The organism is Alteromonas sp. W364 (assembly GCF_031846205.1).
In the GTDB taxonomy this organism is placed as follows: Bacteria; Pseudomonadota; Gammaproteobacteria; order Enterobacterales; family Alteromonadaceae; genus Glaciecola; species Glaciecola blandensis.
On the sequence record NZ_JAVRID010000010.1, the window covers coordinates 108,283 to 131,669 of the forward strand.

Annotated in this window: 19 protein-coding genes; 11 read left to right on the forward strand and 8 right to left on the reverse strand. The window is 42.7% G+C overall.

What is annotated here, in order from left to right; all coding sequences use genetic code 11:
• Position 1: 1 nt before the first annotated feature.
• Complete coding sequence (gene pdsR / locus RM556_RS15510) at positions 2-694, reverse strand: proteobacterial dedicated sortase system response regulator (protein ID WP_311363089.1); 693 nt, start codon at positions 692-694, stop codon at positions 2-4.
• Positions 695-907: 213 nt separating this feature from the next.
• On the opposite strand from pdsR, the gene pdsO reads away from it, so the two are divergent.
• The 3 genes from pdsO to RM556_RS15525 all read left to right on the forward strand — a co-directional run bounded on the left by pdsO (position 908) and on the right by RM556_RS15525 (position 4,711).
• Positions 908-1,678, forward strand: coding sequence for a sortase-associated OmpA-like protein PdsO (gene pdsO, locus RM556_RS15515; RefSeq protein WP_311375026.1), 771 nt, complete (start codon positions 908-910; stop codon positions 1,676-1,678).
• Positions 1,679-1,763: 85 nt separating this feature from the next.
• Complete coding sequence (locus RM556_RS15520) at positions 1,764-4,103, forward strand: marine proteobacterial sortase target protein (RefSeq protein ID WP_311375027.1); 2,340 nt, start codon at positions 1,764-1,766, stop codon at positions 4,101-4,103.
• Positions 4,103-4,711, forward strand: a complete 609-nt coding sequence (locus tag RM556_RS15525) for a class GN sortase (RefSeq protein ID WP_311375028.1) — start codon at positions 4,103-4,105, stop codon at positions 4,709-4,711. Before RM556_RS15520 ends, RM556_RS15525 begins: the two co-directional genes overlap by 1 nt.
• An 8-nt stretch (positions 4,712-4,719) precedes the next feature.
• Here RM556_RS15525 and RM556_RS15530 read toward each other — a convergent pair whose 3' ends face one another.
• The 3 genes from RM556_RS15530 to djlA form a co-directional block, all read right to left on the reverse strand.
• Positions 4,720-5,460 (reverse strand): thioredoxin fold domain-containing protein, encoded by a 741-nt coding sequence (locus RM556_RS15530; RefSeq protein WP_311375029.1) that lies wholly within the window; start codon positions 5,458-5,460, stop codon positions 4,720-4,722.
• Between the two features lie 77 nt (positions 5,461-5,537).
• Entirely contained in the window at positions 5,538-6,449 is a 912-nt protein-coding gene (gene xerD, locus RM556_RS15535; protein WP_311375036.1) for a site-specific tyrosine recombinase XerD, read from the reverse strand.
• A gap of 42 nt (positions 6,450-6,491) precedes the next feature.
• Entirely contained in the window at positions 6,492-7,370 is an 879-nt protein-coding gene (gene djlA, locus RM556_RS15540; RefSeq protein ID WP_311363094.1) for a co-chaperone DjlA, read from the reverse strand.
• 379 nt (positions 7,371-7,749) lie between these two features.
• Between djlA and RM556_RS15545 the strand changes: the two genes are divergently transcribed.
• From RM556_RS15545 to RM556_RS15575, 7 genes are all read left to right on the forward strand, one after another.
• Entirely contained in the window at positions 7,750-9,963 is a 2,214-nt protein-coding gene (locus RM556_RS15545) for an LPS assembly protein LptD (protein ID WP_311363095.1), read from the forward strand.
• Positions 9,964-9,983: 20 nt separating this feature from the next.
• Positions 9,984-11,300 (forward strand): peptidylprolyl isomerase SurA, encoded by a 1,317-nt coding sequence (gene surA / locus RM556_RS15550; protein ID WP_311363113.1) that lies wholly within the window; start codon positions 9,984-9,986, stop codon positions 11,298-11,300.
• On the forward strand, positions 11,300-12,286 hold the full coding sequence (gene pdxA, locus RM556_RS15555) for a 4-hydroxythreonine-4-phosphate dehydrogenase PdxA (RefSeq protein ID WP_311363096.1): 987 nt from the start codon (positions 11,300-11,302) through the stop codon (positions 12,284-12,286). Before surA ends, pdxA begins: the two co-directional genes overlap by 1 nt.
• Entirely contained in the window at positions 12,283-13,098 is an 816-nt protein-coding gene (gene rsmA, locus RM556_RS15560) for a 16S rRNA (adenine(1518)-N(6)/adenine(1519)-N(6))-dimethyltransferase RsmA (protein ID WP_311363097.1), read from the forward strand. The genes pdxA and rsmA overlap by 4 nt, the downstream gene beginning before the upstream one ends.
• Positions 13,099-13,134: 36 nt before the next feature.
• Positions 13,135-13,515: a Co2+/Mg2+ efflux protein ApaG gene (gene apaG, locus RM556_RS15565; protein ID WP_311363098.1), complete on the forward strand. Its 381-nt coding sequence runs from the start codon at positions 13,135-13,137 to the stop codon at positions 13,513-13,515.
• Between the two features lie 7 nt (positions 13,516-13,522).
• The gene (locus RM556_RS15570) at positions 13,523-14,341 is read left to right on the forward strand and encodes a symmetrical bis(5'-nucleosyl)-tetraphosphatase (protein WP_311363099.1); all 819 of its coding nucleotides are present in this window, start codon (positions 13,523-13,525) and stop codon (positions 14,339-14,341) included.
• Between the two features lie 138 nt (positions 14,342-14,479).
• The gene (locus RM556_RS15575) at positions 14,480-16,504 is read left to right on the forward strand and encodes a methyl-accepting chemotaxis protein (protein ID WP_311375030.1); all 2,025 of its coding nucleotides are present in this window, start codon (positions 14,480-14,482) and stop codon (positions 16,502-16,504) included.
• 79 nt (positions 16,505-16,583) lie between these two features.
• Here the strand turns inward: RM556_RS15575 and lysC are convergent, their stop codons facing one another.
• The 4 genes from lysC to RM556_RS15595 form a co-directional block, all read right to left on the reverse strand.
• Positions 16,584-17,933 carry a lysine-sensitive aspartokinase 3 gene (lysC, locus tag RM556_RS15580; protein ID WP_311363101.1) on the reverse strand — a complete coding sequence of 450 codons (1,350 nt, stop codon included), beginning with the start codon at positions 17,931-17,933 and terminating at the stop codon, positions 16,584-16,586.
• A 65-nt stretch (positions 17,934-17,998) separates the two neighbouring features.
• Complete coding sequence (locus tag RM556_RS15585) at positions 17,999-18,556, reverse strand: DUF192 domain-containing protein (RefSeq protein ID WP_311363102.1); 558 nt, start codon at positions 18,554-18,556, stop codon at positions 17,999-18,001.
• 218 nt (positions 18,557-18,774) lie between these two features.
• Complete coding sequence (gene acnB / locus RM556_RS15590) at positions 18,775-21,387, reverse strand: bifunctional aconitate hydratase 2/2-methylisocitrate dehydratase (RefSeq protein WP_311375031.1); 2,613 nt, start codon at positions 21,385-21,387, stop codon at positions 18,775-18,777.
• 188 nt (positions 21,388-21,575) lie between these two features.
• On the reverse strand, positions 21,576-22,703 hold the full coding sequence (locus tag RM556_RS15595; protein ID WP_311363104.1) for a PQQ-dependent sugar dehydrogenase: 1,128 nt from the start codon (positions 22,701-22,703) through the stop codon (positions 21,576-21,578).
• A 173-nt stretch (positions 22,704-22,876) separates the two neighbouring features.
• Between RM556_RS15595 and RM556_RS15600 the strand changes: the two genes are divergently transcribed.
• A complete protein-coding gene (locus tag RM556_RS15600) occupies positions 22,877-23,338 on the forward strand; it encodes a hypothetical protein (protein ID WP_311375032.1) in 462 nt (153 codons plus the stop codon).
• The last annotated feature ends 49 nt before the right edge of the window (positions 23,339-23,387 follow it).

Below are 23,387 nucleotides of genomic sequence, written 5' to 3' on the forward strand. Positions count from 1 at the left end.
CTTACTGAACCTTCCAGCGGTAGCCCATACCATATACTGTTTCAATACGGTCAAAATGTTCATCTAGCTGAACAAACTTCTTTCTTATCCGCTTAATATGCGAGGTAATGGTGGTGTCATCAACAACCATTTTTGAATCATCCATCAATTGTTGGCGACTTTTTACGTGACCGGCGTGCTTCGCAATTGCGTGTAACATCCAGAATTCTGTCACGGTGAGCTCTATTAGAACGTCCTTCCACTTAACCGTCATTCGCTTCTGATCGATAGACAAGTGACCTGAAACAATAAGGTCTGCTTGTTCTAAGGGTTGGTTCATTAATTCTGTACGGCGAAACAATGCAGCGATTCGAGCGAGCAAGTGCGGCAAACTGATATCTTTGGTGAGGTAATCATCAGCCCCCATCCGCAAACCACAAATAGTATCAAAATCGTTATCTCTGGCAGTAAAGAAAATGATTGGCAAGGTTTTGGATTTGCTTCGCAACATTTGACACACGGCAAAACCACCATCAATTTCGTCTTCTAAACCAATATCGATAATGGCTAAGTCAGGCAAAGCTTGTTGAAAAGCAGCTTCTGCTTCTGGCCTGTTTGCGTAGGGGGAAACGTCATAACCCTGTTGATTTAAAGCCGATATATAATTGTCGCGAAGCGCTTTATCATCTTCAACCAGTGCTATCTTCTTTGCCATTTACTGCTCTGTTTTTTGTCTTTTATAAAGGAGATAAGCTCACTATATACAAAAATCGTGGCCATGAAAGCTTCTGGCCCTAATTTCCATATTTTCGCCACAATTGACCTCAACATTGCCATTTTTCCTCCCCGAAACTGCCACAAAGTATTTGTTTAATGATTAGGACTTAAACATTTACCTTTTTTAAAACAAACCTCTTTGGAGAGAATCATGAAAACAAAACAAACTAACAAAGCATTTATCACAGCAACTACTAGCCTTGCGTTCATCAGCATGTTGAGCGTTTCGGCTTTTTCAAGTGCTACTCAAAAAGTATCTGAGGAAGAATTGAAGTCACAAGAGAACACGAATAACGCGGTTGGCTTTGGCACCGGTGTTGTCTTTGGAGCCGCAGTGGCTGGCCCAGTCGGCGCAGCAGTCGCAGGTTTATTTGGATTATTTATCGCTGACGATATCAATGATGAAAAACGTTTGGAACTGACTAAAAATGAGCTACAAACGCGATCAACTGAATTGAGCGCGCTACAACAAGAATATGATATCAATATGGAAGAAGCGAATGCGCAAATTGCCGCGATGGATAGTGCAGTAAACGAAGCCATACAGCAAGTGACACCAAACTTAGAAACCAATATTCAGTTCAAAACAGCGTCATTCTTGATTGAAGAGCACTACAAATCACAACTCGATGGTTTAGCAAGTCAATTGCGTCAAAACCCAAAACTAAAAATTGAGCTTTCAGGCTTTGCCGACCAACGTGGCGAATCTCAGTATAACCAAGTGTTATCAGAGCAACGTGCGAATGCAGTAAAAGACTATTTGATTAGCCAATTTGTCAACGATAACCAAATCATCACCCAGTCTTTTGGTGAAAGTGAGTTAGTGAGCACGGAAGGTAACTTTGAAGAGAACTTTTTTGACCGCCGTGTACAAGTCAAAGTCAGTAGCAAAGGTGCTGAAATGACCGCAGCCAATAACTAAGTCGTCAGGCCCTTTATTGCGTCAATGCAAGCAGTGCCCTAATAGTTTAGGGCACTTATTTACTTACTTCCTCAAGGACGTCCACATGTCATCTTTGCAAAAACTATTCATTTTCATCTTAGTCATCGGAGTGGTCAGTATTGTCCATGCTATTGCCCCTTCGATGTTTACACCGGCGTTAAGTACCGCAATGAGTGCTTCTGCTGCTAGCATCTCTAAAGATGAGAAACGAAGCATCAACTTAATTGCGACGCAAAATGTTGTGAATATCAATGAGGCCAATCCACAACTTGTTCATATTAATGATTACTTGGCAGAAAACGGACTAGCACAGCAACCTTATCGCTCTCCCTACGAAAATACCGAATCTGGGCAGTTTTATTTCATGTTACTCGATGACGATGGCAAGACAGCCTATCTCCCCAGTCCACAATTGAAGACCGATGTAGCAATTAAGGTCACCGGCATGATCGCGAGAGCAAGCGTTACGCAAACCTTTACTAATAACAGTGAGAACTGGCTTGATGGTCTATATGTCTTTCCTCTGCCAGAAAATGCAGCTGTCGACCGCTTGCTCATGAAAGTAGGTGATCGAAGCATTGAAGGAGTTATTAAACAAAAAGATGAAGCAAAAAAGGTATATCAAAAAGCCAAACAGGCAGGAAAGAAAGCAAGCTTAATAGAACAACAGAGACCCAACATGTTCACCAATAAGGTGGCGAACATTGGTCCAGGCGAAACGATTGAAGTTCAGATAGAGTACCAACAATTATTGAGCTATAAGGACAGTGCTTACTCACTTCGATTTCCCTTATCTATTACACCACGGTACAAAGGTAGCTTCCGAAGTGCTATCAATGAAGTGGAAGAATCACCTATTCCTAATACTAATATCGACAAGGGTGAGCTTGCGAATGAACAAGATGAGTTAAGCCTTTTTTCAGACCGCATATCGCTGAGTGTTGAGTTAGATCTTGGGACCTCAATACGGAATATTGAAAGTGAACATCACCCAATCCACCAGGATATCAGCTCAGGAAAGCAAGGCGACCGTTATCTTATCTCTTTAGCTAATGAACAGGTTGTTTTAAAAGACTTTGTGCTCAACTGGCAACCGGAGTTAGGTTCTACTCCTACCACAAGCCACTTTAGACAGTGGGTAAATGGCAGTGAGTATGGGCTTATTATGATTTACCCTCCACTGCCAGATGAACAAATAAACGCAGACAGAGAAGTTGTTTTTGTACTCGATACATCTGGCTCAATGGCTGGTGAGGCTATTGTTCAGGCCAAACAAGCACTGGCTTTTGCGGTAGATGATTTAGCGGCGTCTGACAAATTCAATATTATACAGTTTAATAGTCACGCAGAGCTTATGTGGAAGGAAAGCAAATTTGCTGACATAGAAAACAAAGCCGAAGCGTTCGATTTTATCTCAGAGTTGGAAGCAAACGGTGGAACAGAGATGCACCATGCGCTTGCTATGGCCTTGACTGAAAATCATCAGCCTAGCTCAGCCAACTCTGAGCTTTTTACTCCCGATAACTCGCCATCAAAAATGTTTAAGCAAGTACTTTTCATTACTGATGGCAGCGTAAGCAACGAACATAGCTTAATGCAATTTATAGAACAGAACATCGGCGAACAGCGACTTTTTACTGTCGGGATCGGTAGTGCTCCAAATGCCTACTTCATGACTGAAGCTGCGAAAGCGGGAAAAGGAACTTTCACGTTTATTGGTGATACTCAGAAAGTAAATGAAAAAATGCGCGCACTGTTGCATAAAATAAAGAGTCCCGCACTGACAGATATTCAGTTGAACTTGAAAGGACTAGAGCACTATAGCGACTTTGAAATGTTCCCTACCACGATTTCTGATTTGTATAAGAGTGAGCCACTCATTATTTCTTATAAGCAGGCTATTGCTGAAGAAACGCCTCGTTTACATGATGCCAATACTCCTTTGCTTGTTGCCAAATACAATCAACAAGTTTGGCATTTTACGCCCAGTGAGACCTCACCAAGCAAATCAGCAGGGATAAATGTTCTCTGGGCACGAGAAAAAATAGCTCAGCTCACACGCGATAAGCGCAAAGTTAATATGAGCACCACTCAAAATGCTGACAATCTCATAGCCACTATGGTTGATGATATTACTCAAACGGCCTTGGAACATCATATTGTGAGCCAGTATACAAGCCTAGTCGCAGTTGATGTTGTGCCAAGTGCACCGACTCATAAGCCGAAAGATGGGGCTTTGCTTAAAGGAATGCTAGCACAGAAGTCAAACCAACAAATGGGCCGCCTGCCACAAACCGCAAGCCAGGCGGAGCTGAGAATTGTCATTGGCATTCTGTTACTGAGCCTAGGCTTACTCTTTTTATATCGTAAAGGCATCTACAGAGCGAAGAAGGGAGCATACTAATGTGCACCAAAAACGGCATTCAGCACTTCTTTCAGCAGGTCATTACTCTTGAAACGGTGCTGGTTTATATATTGTTCGGCACGGCGTTATTTTTATTGTTCGACGGTTTTTATATAAAAGCGAAAGCCAAATATGCACAGTACTTAATTGCTAGTTCTTGGCACCACTATGCCCAAACTGGCGAGCAGCAAAAACCATGGCCTTGGGCCGATACCTACCCCATTGGAGAGTTAACGATGCAGAATGCAAGCCATTATATTCTTTCAGGAGCGAGTGGGCGCAACTTAGCGTTTGGCCCTACTCATTTATTGAATACATCTGAGCTGGGAGCCCCCGGAAACGCGGCAATTGCAGGCCACAGAGATACACATTTCGACACACTAAAAAAAGCAGAGCTTGGCGACTTAGTTTATTTAACCAGTCGCCAGCAGGAGCATATCGTTAAGCAAGTATATCGCGTGACCGATATTCGCATAGTGGACCAATACGACCTTGACGTTTTAGCGCCTACCCCGCAAAGCAGCATCACTCTAATCACTTGCTATCCTTTCGATAGCATAGAGCCTAACCCGACTCAGCGATATGTCGTACATGCTCAGAAAATCTAAGTACTGAGCTATGACTTTGCTACTGACTTCAAGGTTTCAATAAGATCCTTAGCAGGTTGATAACCATTAATGATTGAACCATCTGGTAGTATAATATTAGGCGTGCCATTCACGCCAATTGCCTTACCGAAATTATATTGTGCTGTCACTTCATTAGCACAAGATGCAGAAGCAATTCGCCTACCCGCCTTCGCTTTATTCATCGCTTCTTGAGGATCTTCAGCACACCAAATTGAGACCGTATTGCTATAGACAGATGAGTTGATCCCTGCCCGCGGAAACGCCAAGTATTGAACAGTAATGCCCAGATCATTCAACACATCCATTTCATTGTGCAGCTTGCGACAGAATCCACAGGTTGCATCAGTAAAAACTGATACCACGTATTTTTCTTTATCCGCTTTAAACTCAATCATTGAATCTTTGAATTGCTGGACACCCGCTAAACGATATTTCTTCAATGCCTCGCCAGTTTCATCAACAATTTGATCGCCAACCTTATATATTCGTGCACTCAAAAAGTATTCACCATTTTCGCTCGCGTAGAATATGCCGGTATCTGTATTTATTTGTAGCAAACCCGGTACTGATGAATCAGCAACTGAAATAATTTTAAATTTCAGTTTACGTTCAAAGCGCTCAATCAAATCAGTATGCTCGTTTTTTTCCTGAGCAAGTGCCGTGAATGAGATGCCTATTATTACGCTAAAGATGGTTGCCGCTTTTGATATTTTTGAAAAAATTGTCATATATTGTTCCGATAAATTAAATCTGCTGTTCTAGCAGACCGTGATAAGCTACGATTTCATTCAAATAATGTCGAGTCCTATCCTCTAGGATGATGGTTTTCGACAAGAGATTGAAGCCTTTCCGTTGCCACATGCGTATAAATTTGTGTAGTAGACAAGTCACTGTGCCCGAGTAGCATCTGTACTACGCGTAAATCTGCACCATGGTTTAATAGGTGTGTTGCAAAGGCGTGCCTGAGTGTGTGCGGCGACAAATGGCTGCTGATTCCAGCTTGCTTGGCATGAAACTTAATCCTATGCCAGAAAGTTTGTCGCGTCATGACGTTCCCTCGTTTGCTCGGAAATACAGTATTGCTTGGCTTCTTCAGCAATTCAGGACGCCATTCCTTTAGGTACATTTGCAAACAATCCACTGCCACTTCACCCAAAGGGACCAAACGCTCTTTGTTGCCTTTCCCCGTAACTCTAATAACCCCTTGCAATAAACTTATCTCATTCATTTGTAAGTTAACTAATTCAGACACCCTAATCCCAGTGGCATAGAGTACTTCTAGCATGGCTTTATCACGCACATTAATTGGGTCGTTATCTGCGGGCGCCGCCAACAGATCGTCCACTTGCTTTTCACTCAGGGTATCGGGCAAATAACTGGGTAGCTTCGGGTTGCTTAAACCCTGTGTTGGGTTGCTCGAACGCCATTTCTTAGCAATGGCGTATTTGAAAAATGCACGGGTCGAACTTAAAAAACGACTTGTTGAACGTTGTGACAGTTTCTGCTCAAAACGTTGACTGAGGTAAGCCTGTATATCTGAGGTGCTGATTTCCAGTAAGTTAGATTGGCAGGCCAATGACTTCTGCAAAAACAAGCAAAACTTAGTCAGGTCGGTACGGTAGGCACTCGCGGTATTTTCACTCAAGCCCTTCTCGACCCAAAGCATACTGATAAAGTCATTCAACACTTGCTCATTGTCGTCACTGAGTATCGCCATTTCTGCTTTTTCTTGCTTGATATTCACATCAGAGCCTATCACCTAGAAATTCTTTTTTTGCCGCAGCAGTTCGTAGGCTGCTTGAATGTCCTGTGCCTTCTTCTTCGATAGCTGTAGCGTTTGCTCCGGCAGGCCTTTTGACACCAACTTATCCGGATGGTGCAGCGACATTTGCTTTCGATACGCTTTTTTAATCGTTTTCACATCATCAGTATTTTCAATGCCTAAGATTTTAAACGCATCATTCAATGCTGCGGTGGGTGAATATTGAGGATCCTGAGCATTGTAGGAACGAGAGCGCCCTTGCTGATTGCGGGAGCTTTGCTGATTTTGGGCTCGAGTTCTGGCGTCTCTAAATCGCTGCTCAGCCTCAAAAGTATGCACCAAAAAATCTAACTCCATTTTCTTAAAACCAAGGGTTTTCGCGATCTTCACGAGTATCGCATACTGTGGCGTACTTAATCGCTGGTTAACACAAGCCGCTTGGATAAGAATTTCTAAAAATATTTGCATCACATCCCGACGCGCATGACATTGCTCTTTGAATTGCTGCAACATCTCAACAAGCGCGAAGTCTCGCTGCTTACCGTCACGAAATGCTTGTTGTGCTTCTTTTCGAGTATCCCCACTAAGTGCCATCTGGTCCATCAATGCTGAAGCAATCTGAATATCTTGTTCAGTGACTTTTCCGTCTGACTTCGCAATGTGACCGAGCGCGGAAAACAGGCTATGAAAAAACACGGCTTGTTGTTGAATATCATTTGAACTTGAAAAAAAACGGGCAAATCCGCCTTTCTGGGAAAAATCACGACTGTATGTCGTATCAAAAATATGGCCCACAATAAGACCTAATACTGCACCAGCAAAACGCCCAAACATGAAGCCAAAAAAGACACCTACTACTTTCCCCCAGACTTGCATGTTGTAGACTCTCCTTAAACTAATGGTGAGAATGTGATCTCTTCGCTGTCAACGCTCTCCAAATCACATTCACAGTGGACGAAAATAGGCTGAGAAAACAGACAAAAAGCGTTAATTTGTTTGAAAATCCAGCATATTTGCGTGAAATATGCTTTTATTCACCTAATTCAAACAATATAGTTGGTTATTACCGTTCAAACGATTAAAATTTGAGGTTATCTGAACATTTTTGCAAATTTGTGTTCGTATTGCCACATGGCAGCTTAATTATTGTATTTTAAGTGCCGGCGAGAATAATAGTCAGTATGCTGATGTATCACTCGCACGCTTTCATATTTACACCCTTTTTCATTGTATAGGTTACCGATAAAAGTCATTGATGATCAAACTGTTTTCTACCATCATGCTGCCATTGTTCGCGTTAAATGTAAGCGCGCAGTCAGTGGAACTGTGCGTCGTTCCCACCAATGAATTCGATTCCTCAGTGCTTACCAAAGACAATAAAGTCTCGGTTAGCGCACTGAATGCCCAGCTTATCCAAAATCAAACCGCTCTATTTAATGGTAATGTCGAGATTATTAGTCCCGATGCCATCATAAATGCCGACATAGCTCGCATTGATAATAATGGTCGCCAAGTGACTGCGAGTGGCGATGTGTTATACAGAGACAACGATCTACAAGTTGAAAGTCAAGGTGTAGAAGTCAATACAGACTTGAAGCTCTTGCAGATGCAAGACACCGAGTACCAATTCAAAGATATCGCTGGGCGTGGCTCAGCAGATTTGCTTTCACTATCGGGTGAACAAGGCTTGCGCTTAGAGGAAGTCACTTTCACTACTTGTCCAAAAGGCGGTGAGGACTGGCGCATGTCGGCAAGTGAAATAGTCATCGAAAAAGACTCTCCGTTCGGTGAGGCATACAATACGAAGTTTTACTTAGGTGGCGTACCTGTTTTCTGGCTACCTTATTTTGCATTTCCGGTCACTGCTGAACGTCAAAGTGGATTACTGTTTCCAAATATAGGCAGTTCAAGCCAGACTGGCGTTGAGTATGAACAGCCGGTTTACTGGAATATTGCGCCTAATTATGACGCGACTATTTCACCACGTTTAATGACTAATCGTGGCTTGCAGTTGAAAACGGAGTTCCGCTATTTGTTCTCTCAAAATCAGGGCGAATTGCAGCTCGAATACTTACCAAATGATATCGATACCGCTGAAACGGACGAGCGATATTTCTACCGTTATTTGCACCAAGGTAAAATCAGCGATAACTGGAATCTAAATGTCGACTTTAGCGGTATTAGCGACGATAACTACATTGTTGACTTAGGCTCAGACTATTATAACCGTGCAGACACTCATTTATATCGTCAAATGGGCCTGAGCTACTATTCTAATAATCTTGATTTTAGTCTTCAGTTTAGAGATTTTGAAGTCATCGGCGACCATCCCGATGTTTATCGCGCATTACCAGAAATGAAGCTCAATTATGAGGCTAATCTCGGTGAGTTTATTGATTTTAATCTGAGCACTGAGGCTGCATACTTCGAAAACAACTTGGATACTCTTCCAAATGCATTCAGAGTGCATATTGAGCCAAGCTTGTCTATTCCATATCAAAGAGCATGGGGCGAATTGCTTGCTGAAGTAAGTGCGTTACAAACCTATTATGAACAAGATCTTGTTGACAATTATGTGGGTCCTTTGACTGAAAGCGTCTCTCGAACAATTGGCCAAGGTCGTTTGTATGGCTCCCTAATCTTTGAAAATACCGAGCTGTTCGAAAAGAGTGAGTACCTGCTTACCTTCGAACCCAAGGCACAATATCTTTACACTAGTTTTGAAGAGCAATCTGAAATTGGCTTTTATGATACGACCCCACTGCTGACTACGTTTAACAACCTGTTTCGCGGGCAAGAGTTTACTGGCCTAGACCGCATTAATGACAACAATCAGTTTACCTTGGGTGCCACAGCTAGGCTGATTGACCAACAGAATAGAGAGAAGTTGGTGTTGAGTATCGGTCAAATATTTTATTTACAAGAATCAAAGCTAATTAGCAGCGTGCGCGACAACAACCGTTCAGCGCTAGCAGCAGAATTAGATTGGCAAGTGAACCAACGCTGGTTTTTGCACTCTGATATTCAAGTAGCGACCGAAACGCAAAAAGTAGAGCGAAGTAGTATTGCCACTGAATATCGGATTGACGATAATAAACTCATACAAATGAACCATCGCTTTATTCGCGATTTATCAGGTGAGGAAATCAACCAGTTTGGTATTTCGGCAAGTTGGCCATTAACCAAAAACTGGCACTGGGTAGGTCGTTGGTATCGTGACGCTGAGCTGTCCCGTACCACAGAAAGCTTTATGGGCCTGCAATATGAAAGTTGTTGCTGGGCCATCAGAATGACTTACCAGCGAAACTTGAGTAATCGATTTGACGACACTGGGTTACGCTCAACCAATGAGTTTGATTCTGGCATCGCGATGCAATTTATTATTAAGGGTATTGGTAGTCGTAAAAGAAATTCCGACATTTTGGAACAAGGGATGTTTGGCTATCGTCAACCCTACGTTTTGAATTAATTAGAACAGTAGAATTTGAAATAACTAGAGAAAATATGAAATACAATGTACTAAAAGCAGGTTTAATTAGCGCTACTTTGATGTTCAGCATGGTCAGTCATGCAGCAGTGCAGAGTCTCGACAAAGTGTCCGTGATTGTTGACCAAGGTGTGATATTAGAAAGCGAAATAGTCGAGCTGGTTGATGGTGTAAAACAAGGGGCGATTGCCCAAGGTCAAGCACTTCCCTCTGATCGTGCGCTTAGAACCCAAGCAATTGAACGCCTAATATTGAAGAACCTTCAAATGCAAATGGCGGATCGTATGGGTATTCAAATTAGTGATCCTCAATTGGATCAAACAATTGAAAATATCGCACAGCGAGACAACATTGACATCAATGAACTGCGACGTCGTGTAGAAGCAGACGGCATGACGTATGAAAACTATCGTGAAAAAGTGCGAGAAGAACTAATTACTGGCGAAGTCACCCGTGCGAATGTGAGACGCCGTATTTATATCACACCACAAGAGATTGCGACGCTTGTCGACCTGATCAACCAACAAGGTGCAGAACAAGCTGAGTATCGTTTAGGCCACATTTTAATTGCCTTACCTTCTAGCGCAACAGAAGAGGAGATTACCAAAGCGCGAGATACTGCAGACCGTGTAGTCGAGTTGCTGAACAATGGTTCCGACTTTACAAAACTGGCGATTGCCTCTTCGTCAGGTCCAAAGGCACTTGAGGGTGGAGATTTGGGCTGGATGAACGTGAACTCTATGCCGACACTTTTTGCTGAAGCGGTTAACGGTGAGAAAAAAGATGCATTAATTGGTCCTTTGCGCAGCGGCGCTGGTTTCCATATTCTTAAAATTGTGGATTCCAGAGGTGTCGAGCTTGTGGAAGTTGAAGAAGTGAACGCGCGTCACATTCTTATTAAACCATCGATCATTTTGAGCGATCAGAAAGCGGAACAGATGCTGTTAAAATTTAAGGCAGACTTGATTGAGGGCGAAGCAGACTTCGCGAAGCTAGCGAAAGAACACTCAGAAGATCCTGGTTCTGCCCTGAAAGGGGGTGTTTTAGGTTGGAATGATCCGAGTATCTATGTTCCAGAGTTTAAAGAAGCGCTGAGTCGTCTTGAAAAAGATGAGTTTAGTGAACCCATTCGCACAACTCACGGTTGGCACTTAATTCAATTAATTGACCGTAGAATGGATGACGCAACGGAAAAGCGCAAAGAAGATCGCGCATACCAGTTGCTCTTCAATCGTAAGTTTAGTGAAGAAACAGACACTTGGTTACGTGAAATGCGAGATGCAGCCTATATCGAATTATTGGATAAAAAAGACCTATAATGTCAAAACCACTTAAAATAGCAGTAACACCTGGCGAACCCGCGGGTATCGGTCCTGACCTGATACTAAAACTGTCCCAACAAGCTTGGGAAGCCCAGTTGGTGGTTTTTGCTGACACTGAGATGCTGACCCAAAGAGCAAAGCAATTGGGGTTGATTGTTGACCTTATTCCTTACGAAGACGGTTCTACCTATGTCCAACAGCCAGGGCAATTATTGGTAAAACATATTCCTCTCTCAGTACCTGCTATTGCTGGCGAGCTCAATAGTGAGAATGGACACTATGTAGTAGAAACACTTCGACAAGCGTGCCAAGAAAATATCGATGGTACCTTTGATGCCGTAGTCACAGGCCCAGTGCACAAAGGTATTATCAATAAGGCCGGTATTTCTTTTAGTGGCCACACAGAGTTTTTTGCTAATCAATCAAATTGCAGTGATGTCGTCATGATGCTAGCCACCGAGGGACTACGAGTGTGTTTGGCAACAACACATATCCCATTGCAGTATGTTTCTAAAGCTATTACACCTGAGCGTTTAGACAAAGTTATTCATATCATCCACACCGATATGAAATTAAAATTTGGTATCGAATCGCCTCGCATTTATGTCTGCGGCTTAAATCCGCATGCTGGTGAAGATGGGCACTTAGGCAATGAAGAAATTCTAGTCATTACACCAAAGTTAAATGAATTAAGAGAGCAAGGGATCAACCTGATTGGCCCACTTCCAGCTGATACTATTTTTCAGCCAAAATACCTTGAACAAGCCGATGCTGTTTTAGCAATGTATCATGACCAAGGCTTACCGGTATTGAAATACAAAGGCTTTGGAGCATCTGTGAATATCACTTTAGGCCTACCGTTCATTAGAACGTCAGTTGACCACGGCACAGCTGCTGATTTGGCAGGCAGTGGTGATATTGATTGCGGCAGTTTTGAGAAAGCCATTAATAAAGCGATCAAGTTAGCTAGGAAAAAGGTATGAGTCAGAAGCATCTAGGTCACACAGCTCGCAAACGCTTTGGTCAAAACTTCTTGCATGACCAGTATGTGATCGACAAGATCGTTTCCGCAATCAACCCTAGAACAGGGGAAAACCTGGTTGAAATTGGTCCAGGCTTGGGCGCTTTAACCGAGCCAGTTGCCGAGTATATCGATCACTTAACCGTGGTCGAGCTCGATAGAGACCTTGCAAAACGACTTCGCCATCACCCTTTCCTTAACAGCAAACTCACTGTCATTGAGCAAGACGCACTAAAATTTGACTTCGCAAGTTTGCTCGAAAGTGATGAGAGCAAAGAAAAAGGTAAGCTACGTATATTTGGTAACCTACCTTACAACATATCAACTCCCCTAATGTTTCATCTGTTTTCCTTTGCAGATAAAGTAAAAGATATGCATTTCATGCTGCAAAATGAAGTCGTCAAAAGACTCTGTGCTACCCACGGAGATAAGCTTTACGGCAGGCTTTCTGTTATGGCGCAATATTATTGTCAAGCCATTCCTGTCGTTGCTGTTCCACCAAGTGCGTTCAAACCTGCGCCAAAAGTGGACTCAGCAGTCGTTAGACTAATCCCACATAAAACGCCACCAGCGCCAGTTGATAATATTGATACATTACAACGAGTTGTCACCACGGCATTTAACCAGCGTCGCAAAACTATACGCAATAGCTTGAAAGACCTACTCAGTCATGATGAAATTGAAGCACTTGGGATTAAACCTGAATTGAGAGCCGAAGCATTGTCTTTACAAGACTTTGCTCTATTAGCCAATAAGGTTAACGCGTCTATCTAATCCCTTTTCTCTGATTGACACTGGAAGGAATGAAATTTGACTACGCAGTCTTTGTTAAGTATCAATACCAAAACAAAATATATTGGTCGCCAACATAATGCCGATCAAGAATCTGTGTTTGTATTTAGCTACACGGTATCAATCACAAACAACTCCTCGCAAGACGCGCAATTATTGAATCGATATTGGTTGATCACAAATGGTGATGGCGAAAAAGTGGAAGTCAAAGGGCCTGGTGTGGTTGGTGAGCAACCTATCATAAAGCCCAACGAAAGCTTCGAATACACCAGCGCCTCAATGTTAAAAACAGAGGTAGGGACGATGGAAGGCTACTATGAATTTGAGCTACCAAATGGTGAGTTATACCGTGAGCCAATTCCCGTGTTTAGTCTGTCTACTCCAAATAGTCTACATTAGTCAGTAAATGACGTCTTCTACGGCAAAAACCTTCGTTGTTGGTGATATACAGGGATGCTATAAAGGCCTGCGAAGCCTTTTAAAAGAAGCTGGCTTTAAACCAAAGCGCGACAAGCTGTGGGCAGTTGGTGACTTAGTTGCTCGTGGACCCTCTTCCCTCGATACCTTGCAGTATCTATATGACTTGGGTGAACACTTTGATACCGTTCTTGGCAATCACGATCTTCATCTCATCGCGATGGCCCATGGTATTGGCTCACCAAAGCCAGTAGATAAATTAGAAGCCTTGATGAAACATAAATCCTTCGATTCTTTGATCGAATGGTTAATGCAGAAGCCCTTAGCAGCGAAACCGGCTAAACATCACCTCATTTCACACGCTGGCTTATATCCGACTTGGTCTCCCAAGAAAGCAATCAGTCTTTCACAAGAAGTGGAAGCCCAGCTTCAAAGCAAGAAGGCCAAGGATCTCCTCAATACAATGTATGGAAATACTCCCTCGGTGTGGAGCGAAGAACTTTGTGGTGAAGAGCGTTTGCGTTTTGTCGTAAATGCCTTTACGCGTATGCGCTTTTTAAGTGGTCTAGCCTTGGATTTCAAAACAAAATGCCACCCGAGTTTGTCTCCGGAAAACCTATCTCCTTGGTTTGACGTCGCTAACCCAAAGCTAAAACCGAACAAGACTCTTATCTTTGGGCATTGGGCATCACTTATGGGTGAAACAAAGAATCCCAAAGTTATTGGTCTTGATACTGGCTTTGTATGGGGTAAACAAATGACACTCTATTGCATCGAAGACCAGCAACTTTTTTCCATTCAAGCTTAAAGTATTAGTTCCCATAACCGATACCTCTTATAGACATAGTTATAGATAGAAGTACCGAAGCTTTTTTGGTTTCGGTTATTATCGTATTAAACAAATTTTTAAACACTACTATATGGTCGGTAGTTAAGGGTATATAAAATGAATTTAACCGTTGCGATGCGGGTCATTGGTGGCTTCTCCGTGATCAGTTTATTGCTAGTCGTTCTAAGCGGAATTTCATTGTACAACTTAAATGAAGTTGATAGCGCAACAGAAGAAGTCAGCCAACTTGCCCTCCCCACCGTAGGCAGTAGTAATAGCTTAAAAGCCTCGTTTCTCAACATGGGTCGCCTTACGTTTGAAGCATACGTAACCGTCACTCAAGAAGAATTGAAAGAGAAGCAAACAGCCTTTGAATTGAGTCGCACCAACTTTGAAAGTGAGCTTTCTGACCTGCGTAAAGTGGTAAGTGAAGAAAAGAGTCTCAATAGTGCCCTTGGCGCAGTTGAGCTTGTGTTTGAAAACTACGTAACAAATTCTGTTGAAGTCTACAGCAATCATTTGGCTGAACTCGACTTGGTAGATACAATCGAAAATGAGTTTGAAAAGATTGAAGAAAGTGCAGACGACGCATCTTCATTGCTGTTGGACTTTGCCGACCTAGATGAAGTTATCGACTCACCAACCCTGAGCAGAGTAGCCAAAGAAGGTGCTAGCCTTGAATCTAGTCTTCTCCTTCTTTTGACAGCATCTAGTGATTACGTACAAACAGAGACATTGCAGCGCGCAGACATAAGAAGCCAAGAAGTCAGGGTATTAATGAGTCAAGCAAGAGACAAATACTCTGAATTAGTGAGCATGGCGAATGGCCAGGATGACAGTGGTACGTTAGAAGAAGTTGGTGAACTCATCAGTGTGATTGAAGACACTGTTACAGGCACCGATGGTATCCTTAGACTGCAAGCTAATATGCTTGAAAGAGCAATCGATTCAAAAAAATATCTACTGCTTTCAGACAAAGACATCGAAGACGCCCTAGTAGCATTATCCTCCCTGCTTGAGTTGGCCAACAAAAAAGCGGTCGACGTGAAGAGCGGTGTAAACAAACAAGTTAGCTCAAGCATGCAAATGATCATCGTCATGGTGCTTATTTCCTTGGGTATAGCTGCCTTCACTGCATTTAAGAGTGTGACAGCAATTACCAAGCCGCTTGAACGAGTGAACAACTTACTACAAATTGCTTCATCTGGTGATCTAACCCACCGACTAGATGACTCATCTAATGATGAATTTGGTATTCTGTCGAAAAACTGCAATATGCTTATCGACAACTTGAAGACCTTAATTGATGGTATCAACAAACGGGCGGAGCAGCTTGCCGCCGCCTCTGGTGAAACATCAGCAGTAACGGAACAAACAACAAATTCGATTCAAGAACAAAAGTCACAAATTTCGCAGATTGCTGCAGCGACCACAGAGATGCACAGTACTTCGCAGTTAGTTTCTCAAAGTGCGGATGACACCTTGCAAGAAATTGGTCATGCAGACAAAGAAGCTGAAAAAGTGAAACAGATTTCGCTAGACAACAAACATACTATTGAAGTATTGGCTAGAGACGTGCAGGAAGCTGCAGATGTTATCGAGAAGCTACATCAAGACAGCGCAAGTATCGGTGGTATTCTTGACGTGATACGTGGTGTTGCTGACCAAACAAACTTACTCGCGTTGAATGCAGCCATTGAAGCAGCAAGAGCGGGTGAGCAGGGAAGAGGCTTCGCCGTTGTGGCAGACGAAGTTCGCACGCTAGCGAGCCGCACGCAGCAATCAACGCAAGAAATCAATTCAATGATTGAAGTACTGCAAGCGGGCGCTGAAAAAGCTGTTGCCGTTATGACTCAAGGTAAACAACAGACTGAAGTCTGTGTCGCCCAAACCGAGAAAGCAACCCAAGCGCTCGACCTAATTACTGATGCAGTACACCGAGCGCATGAGGTGAGTACTCGAATTGAACATGCAGCCAGAGAGCAGCATCAAGTATCTGCCGAAATCAGCGAAAAACTAGAAAGTATTGTTGGTATTGCAGAAGAAACCACCCTAGGTGCGCAGCAGACGACGCAATCAAGTGCTGAAGTTGCAAGGCTGGCTGATGAACTCCAAGAGTCTATTGGTGAGTTTAAAGTCTAGCAACAAACATTTGTTAAAATAAAAAGCCCAATCTAAGGATTGGGCTTTTTTGCTTTTAATGCTTTGTAATGCCGATTTGCTATTCAAATAAAGCGTTGTGTAGTACTTTGACTACATCTTCACTGTCCTGATTGCTCACTACAAAAGATAAATTATGTGGGTTAGCACCAAAACAAATCATTCTTAAATTAAAGTCTGAAATTGCAGCGAATATCTTACTTGAGACTCCAGCCGCGCTGTGCATGTTATTACCAACAACCGTGACCAAGTCAAAGCCCTGCTCTACCGAAACATCACATATCGTAGTCAGCTCAGCTAAAGTCTCTTTATTCATTTTTTCAGACACTGTATTAGGTGGGTTATCTAAGGTAAATGAAACTGATATTTCAGAGGTTGTCACCAAGTCTACTGACAACTGATGTTTAGCGATAATAGTGAACACTCGCTGTAAGAAGCCCTGAGCATACATCATCTTTGGTGTTTTAACCGTTACCATAACCTGATCTTTACGGCGGGTAATAGCGCGATACGAAGGCTCGTGCTCACAATCTCGAACAATCCATGTACCTCCCTTTTCAGGCTCTCGGCTTGAGCCGACAAACACTTTGATATTCTGTCTAAGCGCAGGCTCCATAGTGGCAGGATGAAGGACTTTTGCACCAAAAGTGGCCATCTCTGCGGCTTCTTCAAAGCTCAACTCAGGAAGTGGCTTAGCCTTATCCGTAATGCGAGGATCTGTAGTATAAACCCCAATAACGTCGGTCCAAATTTCACAGGTTTCAGCTTCTATCGCTTCTGCCAATAGTGCTGCGGTGAAATCAGAACCACCTCTCCCCAAGGTTGTTGTTCTTCCTTGGTCATCAGCACCAACAAATCCTTGCGTTACCATGACTGAATGTGACAGCTCTGGTAATAATAAAGAATGGGATAACTGCTTAATTGTCGATACTTCTGGCGACGCATTAGTGAATGTAGAGTTTGTTCTGAGCACTTTTCTCACGTCAAAATTGATTGCCGGCACTTCAAATTCTCGCAGCACCGCGCTAAATAATAGGGAAGACATTCTTTCACCCATTGAAAGTAAGGCATCCTTCAAGTCATCCCTGAAGTTAATTTCTTCGTTGGTAGCTAACGCTTTCAGCTCTTCTAGCTTTACTGTCAACTTCTCCTGCACATCTTCAGGATGCTTTAATCGATTTACTATCGCTAGTTCGATGTCTGTTATTTTCTGAACAATATCGTCTATTTGTACGCTCGTTAACGGCGTGTTTGCCAGAGCCACTAAATGATTTGTCACACCGGCCGCTGCGCTTACTACAACAACTCTAGTATTGGGGTTATTAGCGATTATTTTTGCGCAACTGCACATTGTTTCGTAGTTAGCTACGCTAGTGCCGCCAAATTTTGCGACGTTTAACGTGGTAGTCATAATGTTTTGTACTCTTCCTAATGCAATATGTAATAGTATTTCTGACTCGATTATCGACTATCAATTCATTTTGATTTGAAGCTTTTTGGTTGCTTCACACGACCTTCGATAGAGAGCTTGTCACCCTCTTTTATATTATTCTTTTCAAACCAGCCTTGATTCATTTCAAGTGCAAATAGAACAGGTTGAGACGATTTAACAGAAGTGAGATCGTGAGGTTCTAGTTGCTCAATATCAATAATCGTTCCGTCTACAGTGATATAGGCTAAATCGAGTGGTACGAAAGTATTCTTCATCCAAATGCTAGCAATTCTTTCACTATCAAACTGGAACAACATGCCACAGTCTTCGCACAAAGACTTGCGATGCATTAGGCCCAACGCTCTTTCGTCTGGACTATCAGCAAACTCTACTGTCAAGGCCATATTGTGAAATTCAATATTGATACGACTGTCGTCTTTCAGTAATGCTTTTTCTTCTTCTGTAAGATCACCAAAGTCATCTTGAAAGCTGTCAGCTTGACTTTGAACTTGGTATTTTCCCGCGCGCTCGTCAGCACAAGCAAACAGAGAGAAGGAGAGTGATGCACAGATCAGCATCCCAGTAGTGACTAGTTTATTCATTGTGACTCCGTATCAGCTCGTTTCAGCCTTGTTGCACTTTGTGCTCTGTTCTTACTTAGCATCAGCATATTCGTTATACCATTATGGATTGAAAAAAACCCAGTGTTAACAATTATTTTATTACATCTTAAAACTAAAAAGCCGGCAGTTAGAAAAATCTAAACTACCGGCTTTTACAAACAGAACACGTTCTGTTTTATTTCACTAATCAATAAGCGTTAAGCAATATTTAAAGTAGGAATAATCTTCTCTTTGGCTGCTGTCGCTGCTTTCGCAAACTTTGGCATACGATCGAAGTTTAAGTACTTAAATACTTCACCACTCATTGATTCAATTTTGCTTGCATATTCCATGTACTCATCTGCAGTAGGAATACGACCAACAATTGCACCAACCGCTGCCATTTCAGCAGAGCAAAGATAAACGTTAGCACCATCACCTAAACGGTTAGGGAAATTACGTGTTGATGTTGATAGCACCGTTGCGCCAGCTAAAACACGTGCTTGGTTACCCATACATAATGAACAACCAGACATTTCCATACGAACGCCCGCTTTACCATAGATACTAAAGTAGCCTTCTTCCATCAGTTGAGCTTCATCCATCTTCGTTGGAGGAGACATCCATAGACGTGTTGGTAATGTGCCTTTGAATTGCTCAAGTAGTTTACCCGCTGCTCTGAAGTGACCGATGTTAGTCATACATGAACCGATAAATACTTCATCTACTTTGTCACCCGCAACTTCAGATAATGTTTTTGCATCATCAGGATCATTTGGACAACAAAGGATAGGCTCGTTAATTTCATCTAGGTCAATTTCGATGACTTCAGCGTATTCAGCATCAGCATCGGCTTGCATTAATGAAGGTTCAGCTAGCCACTCTTCCATCTTACGAGCACGACGTTCAAGTGTTCTTGGGTCGCCATAACCTTCGTTGATCATCCAACGTAGCATAGTGATGTTAGAATTTAAGTATTCAGCAATTGACTCTTCAGACAACTTGATTGTACAACCTGCCGCAGAACGCTCTGCTGAGGCATCTGACAACTCAAACGCTTGCTCTACTGTTAAACCTTCAAGACCTTCAATTTCAAGAATACGGCCAGAGAAAGCGTTGATTTTACCTTTCTTAGCAACCGTTAATAAACCTTGCTTGATTCCGTATAATGGGATGGCATGAACGAGGTCACGTAGTGTGATACCTGGCTTCATTTTACCTTTGAAACGAACCAGTACTGACTCAGGCATATCAAGCGGCATAACACCCGTTGCAGCAGCAAACGCCACTAGACCTGAACCCGCAGGGAATGAAATACCCATTGGGAAACGTGTATGTGAATCACCGCCTGTACCAACGGTATCTGGCAACAACATACGGTTCAACCATGAGTGGATGATACCGTCACCTGGTCGCAAAGATACGCCACCACGGTTCATGATGAAATCTGGCAATGTGTGTTGCGTATCGATATCAACAGGTTTTGGATAAGCAGCAGTGTGACAGAAAGACTGCATAGTCAAATCTGCGGTAAAACCTAAACATGCTAAATCTTTCAACTCATCTCTTGTCATTGGACCGGTGGTATCTTGTGAACCAACCGTTGTCATTTTAGGTTCGCAATATGTTCCAGGACGAATCCCTTCAACACCACATGCTTTACCTACCATTTTCTGAGCAAGTGTGAAGCCTTTATCAGATGAAGCTGGTACTTCTGGCAATCTGAATAAATCAGTTTGACCTAAGCCTAGAGACTCTCTCGCTTTTTCAGTCAAACCGCGACCGATAATAAGGTTGATACGGCCACCAGCGCGAACTTCATCAAGTAGTACGTCTGATTTATACTCGAAAGTAGACAGCACTTCACCTGTTTCAGCATTCTTCACTTCACCCGCGAACGGATAGATGTCAATGACATCGCCCATGTTCAGTTTCTCAACATCGGCTTCAAAAACGAGTGCGCCAGCATCTTCCATTGTGTTAAAGAAAATCGGAGCGACTTTACCGCCAATACAAACACCGCCACCACGCTTGTTAGGAACACCCGGAAGGTCTTCACCAAAGAACCAAAGTACTGAGTTTGTTGCAGACTTACGCGAAGAACCTGTCCCCACTACATCACCAACAAACGCCACTGGATGACCTTTTGCTTTGATTTCATCAATTTGGGCTAGTGGACCAACTTCACCATGCGCTTCTGGTGTTAGACCATCACGGGTCATTTTGTACATTGCACGAGCGTGTAATGGGATATCTGGACGAGACCATGCATCCGGTGCCGGAGACAAATCATCGGTGTTAGTTTCACCAGTGACTTTAAATACACTGTAGGTAATTTTTTCAGCAAGATCTGGACGCGAAGTGAACCACTCGCCTTCAGCCCAAGACTCAAGGACCTCAGTCGCAAATTTGTTGCCTGCCTTGTGCTTTTCTTCTACATCGTGGAATGCATCAAACATCAACAAGGTATGCTTAAGCTCTTCAGCCGCTAATTCAGCTAATTCGCTATCGTCAAGTAGAGAAACTAGTGTTTCGATGTTGTAACCACCGTGCATGTTACCTAGTAACTGTACCGCAGCATCGCGGCTGATTAGGCCACATGATTCTTCGCCTTTAGCGATTGCACTCAGGAAGCCAGCTTTTACATATGCCGCTTCGTCCACACCAGGAGGGACACGCTCTGAGATTAATTCCAATAGGAACTCTTCTTCGCCCGCCGGCGGGTTTTTTAATAGTTCAACCAGATCAGCCACTTGCTCTGGATTAAGTGGTTTCGCTGGGATGCCTTCTGCTGCACGTTCTTCTACATGCTTACGATAATTTTCTAACACTATTTAACCCTCTTAATTGTGCCGGTGCTTATTTCAACGGCAGGAACGAAGTTCATGATAAAATGCGACGCATAGTATAGCGCTTTACAATAACAATTTGAATGCTCTTCCATTTTTCCTTGATTATAGCCGATATTCAGCAAACTAATTGTTTTAATAATGTTAATGGATATTGGTGATAGATAGCCTCACTCCAAGGCGAATATGCGAGCGGGATCGCTATCCGTTAAGATCAAGATCTCCCCTTCTGCACCAACTGTTATGTCTCTAATGCGATGCCCAAAGTCTTTTAGAATGACTTTTTCTTGGCCGACCTGCTTATCGTTAAACGCGAGGTCATCGTTAAAAGATAACACTCTGATATTTTTAAATTTTAGTGAGCCTACAATCAAACTCTTTCTAAGACTAGGATACCTGCCCCCGTCATAATAAATCATACTCGAAGGCGCGATAGAAGGCGTCCAATCATGATTTGCTTGTTGCATACCTTCGTGTTTCTTTAATGGCGTAATGAGCGCTCCCGAGTAGTCTTTACCATTTGTGATCACCGGCCACCCATAATTTAAACCAGCCTGAATGATATTAATTTCATCTCCACCATCGGGACCGTGCTCGTTCGATAACACTAGCTCGGAGGGTGTTCGTAATAATGCTTGAGGATTTCGATGCCCAAGCGTAAAAACATATTGTTGTTCTGGTTTATTTGCGATAAAGAATGGGTTGTCTTGAAGCGCCTGTCCTGTGTCGCTCATGCGTAAGATCTTACCCATTTGAGAACTCAATACTTGGGCTTGTTCGCGGTAATCAAAACCATCCCCTGTGGTGACTAACAGTGACTTGTCATCAAGAAAGACTAAACGCCCACCGTAGTGAACAGGCGTAGCTCGCAAATCACTTTGCATGAACACATCTTCTAATAGGCTTACGTCTTGACCTTCACTGGGTAATTTAAATCGGATAATTTTCAAACCATTACTATTATCAGTGCCAGCAGCGTAGCTCAAATATATCCAGCCATTACTGATATAGTTTGGATGAAATGTTATATCTAAGAAGCCCCCTTGGCCTTTGCGATACATATCATTAATGGGCAGGGTATAGCGTTTGATTTCTTTGCTTGCCAAGAGTACTGCGACTGTGCCGTCTCTTTCACTGATGAATAACTCATTTCTTGGAGAAAGGTTGATAGACCAAGCTGTATTTAACTCTTCCGTGATTAAACGGGTACTAAAACTCGGCCTTGTCATTTCAGCGTCTGATGCCTCATTGGCAATAGGCAAAGGCTGCACAGCATAGGCTTGTGAACCAATACTCATCAGGCAGCTCGTTACTGCAAGCCAGCTCACGAGGCTCTTGTTTAATCGAGACAATTTTTTCTTCCTTTTCTTATAGCATTTACACACGTTTGTTTTCGGGCTATGTTGAAGCGTTAAATGTTTGAAATGTACCATATCAGTTTACTAAACAATCAAAAAGGACAATTCAATTAATGGAAAAACTACGCACTTTCCTTATCTTCATTTCGCAGGTGTTGATCGCCAGCCTGCTTTCCTTTGTCGTTGCTAGTCTTATGCATTCACAAACGACGATCTCAGGCTTGATTGACGTAGGCGCTAAGTTATCTTTGAATGACAAACTGACAACGGTTTACTATGACTTTATTGGCTTGTTGCCGGTATATGGTTCAATTATCTTTGCAGGTATGTTGATAGCCATGCCGATTGCGAGTGTTATTAAGCGAAAATTACAAATTTCAAACCGACTCATACATTGCTTTGCTGGTGCAATGGCAATCGTGACAATTCTGATTGCTATGCATCCAATTTTAAATGTGACTTTGATCTCCGGTGCACGGGGGACAGGCGGTATGTTGATGCAAAGTATCGCGGGTGCGATTGGCGGTTTAGCGTACGCGTTTATGCATGAACATAATCAAAAAACAAGGCAGTAAAAATTATTTTCAATCCAAATTGTCAATATCCACCTATAATGTAAATTGA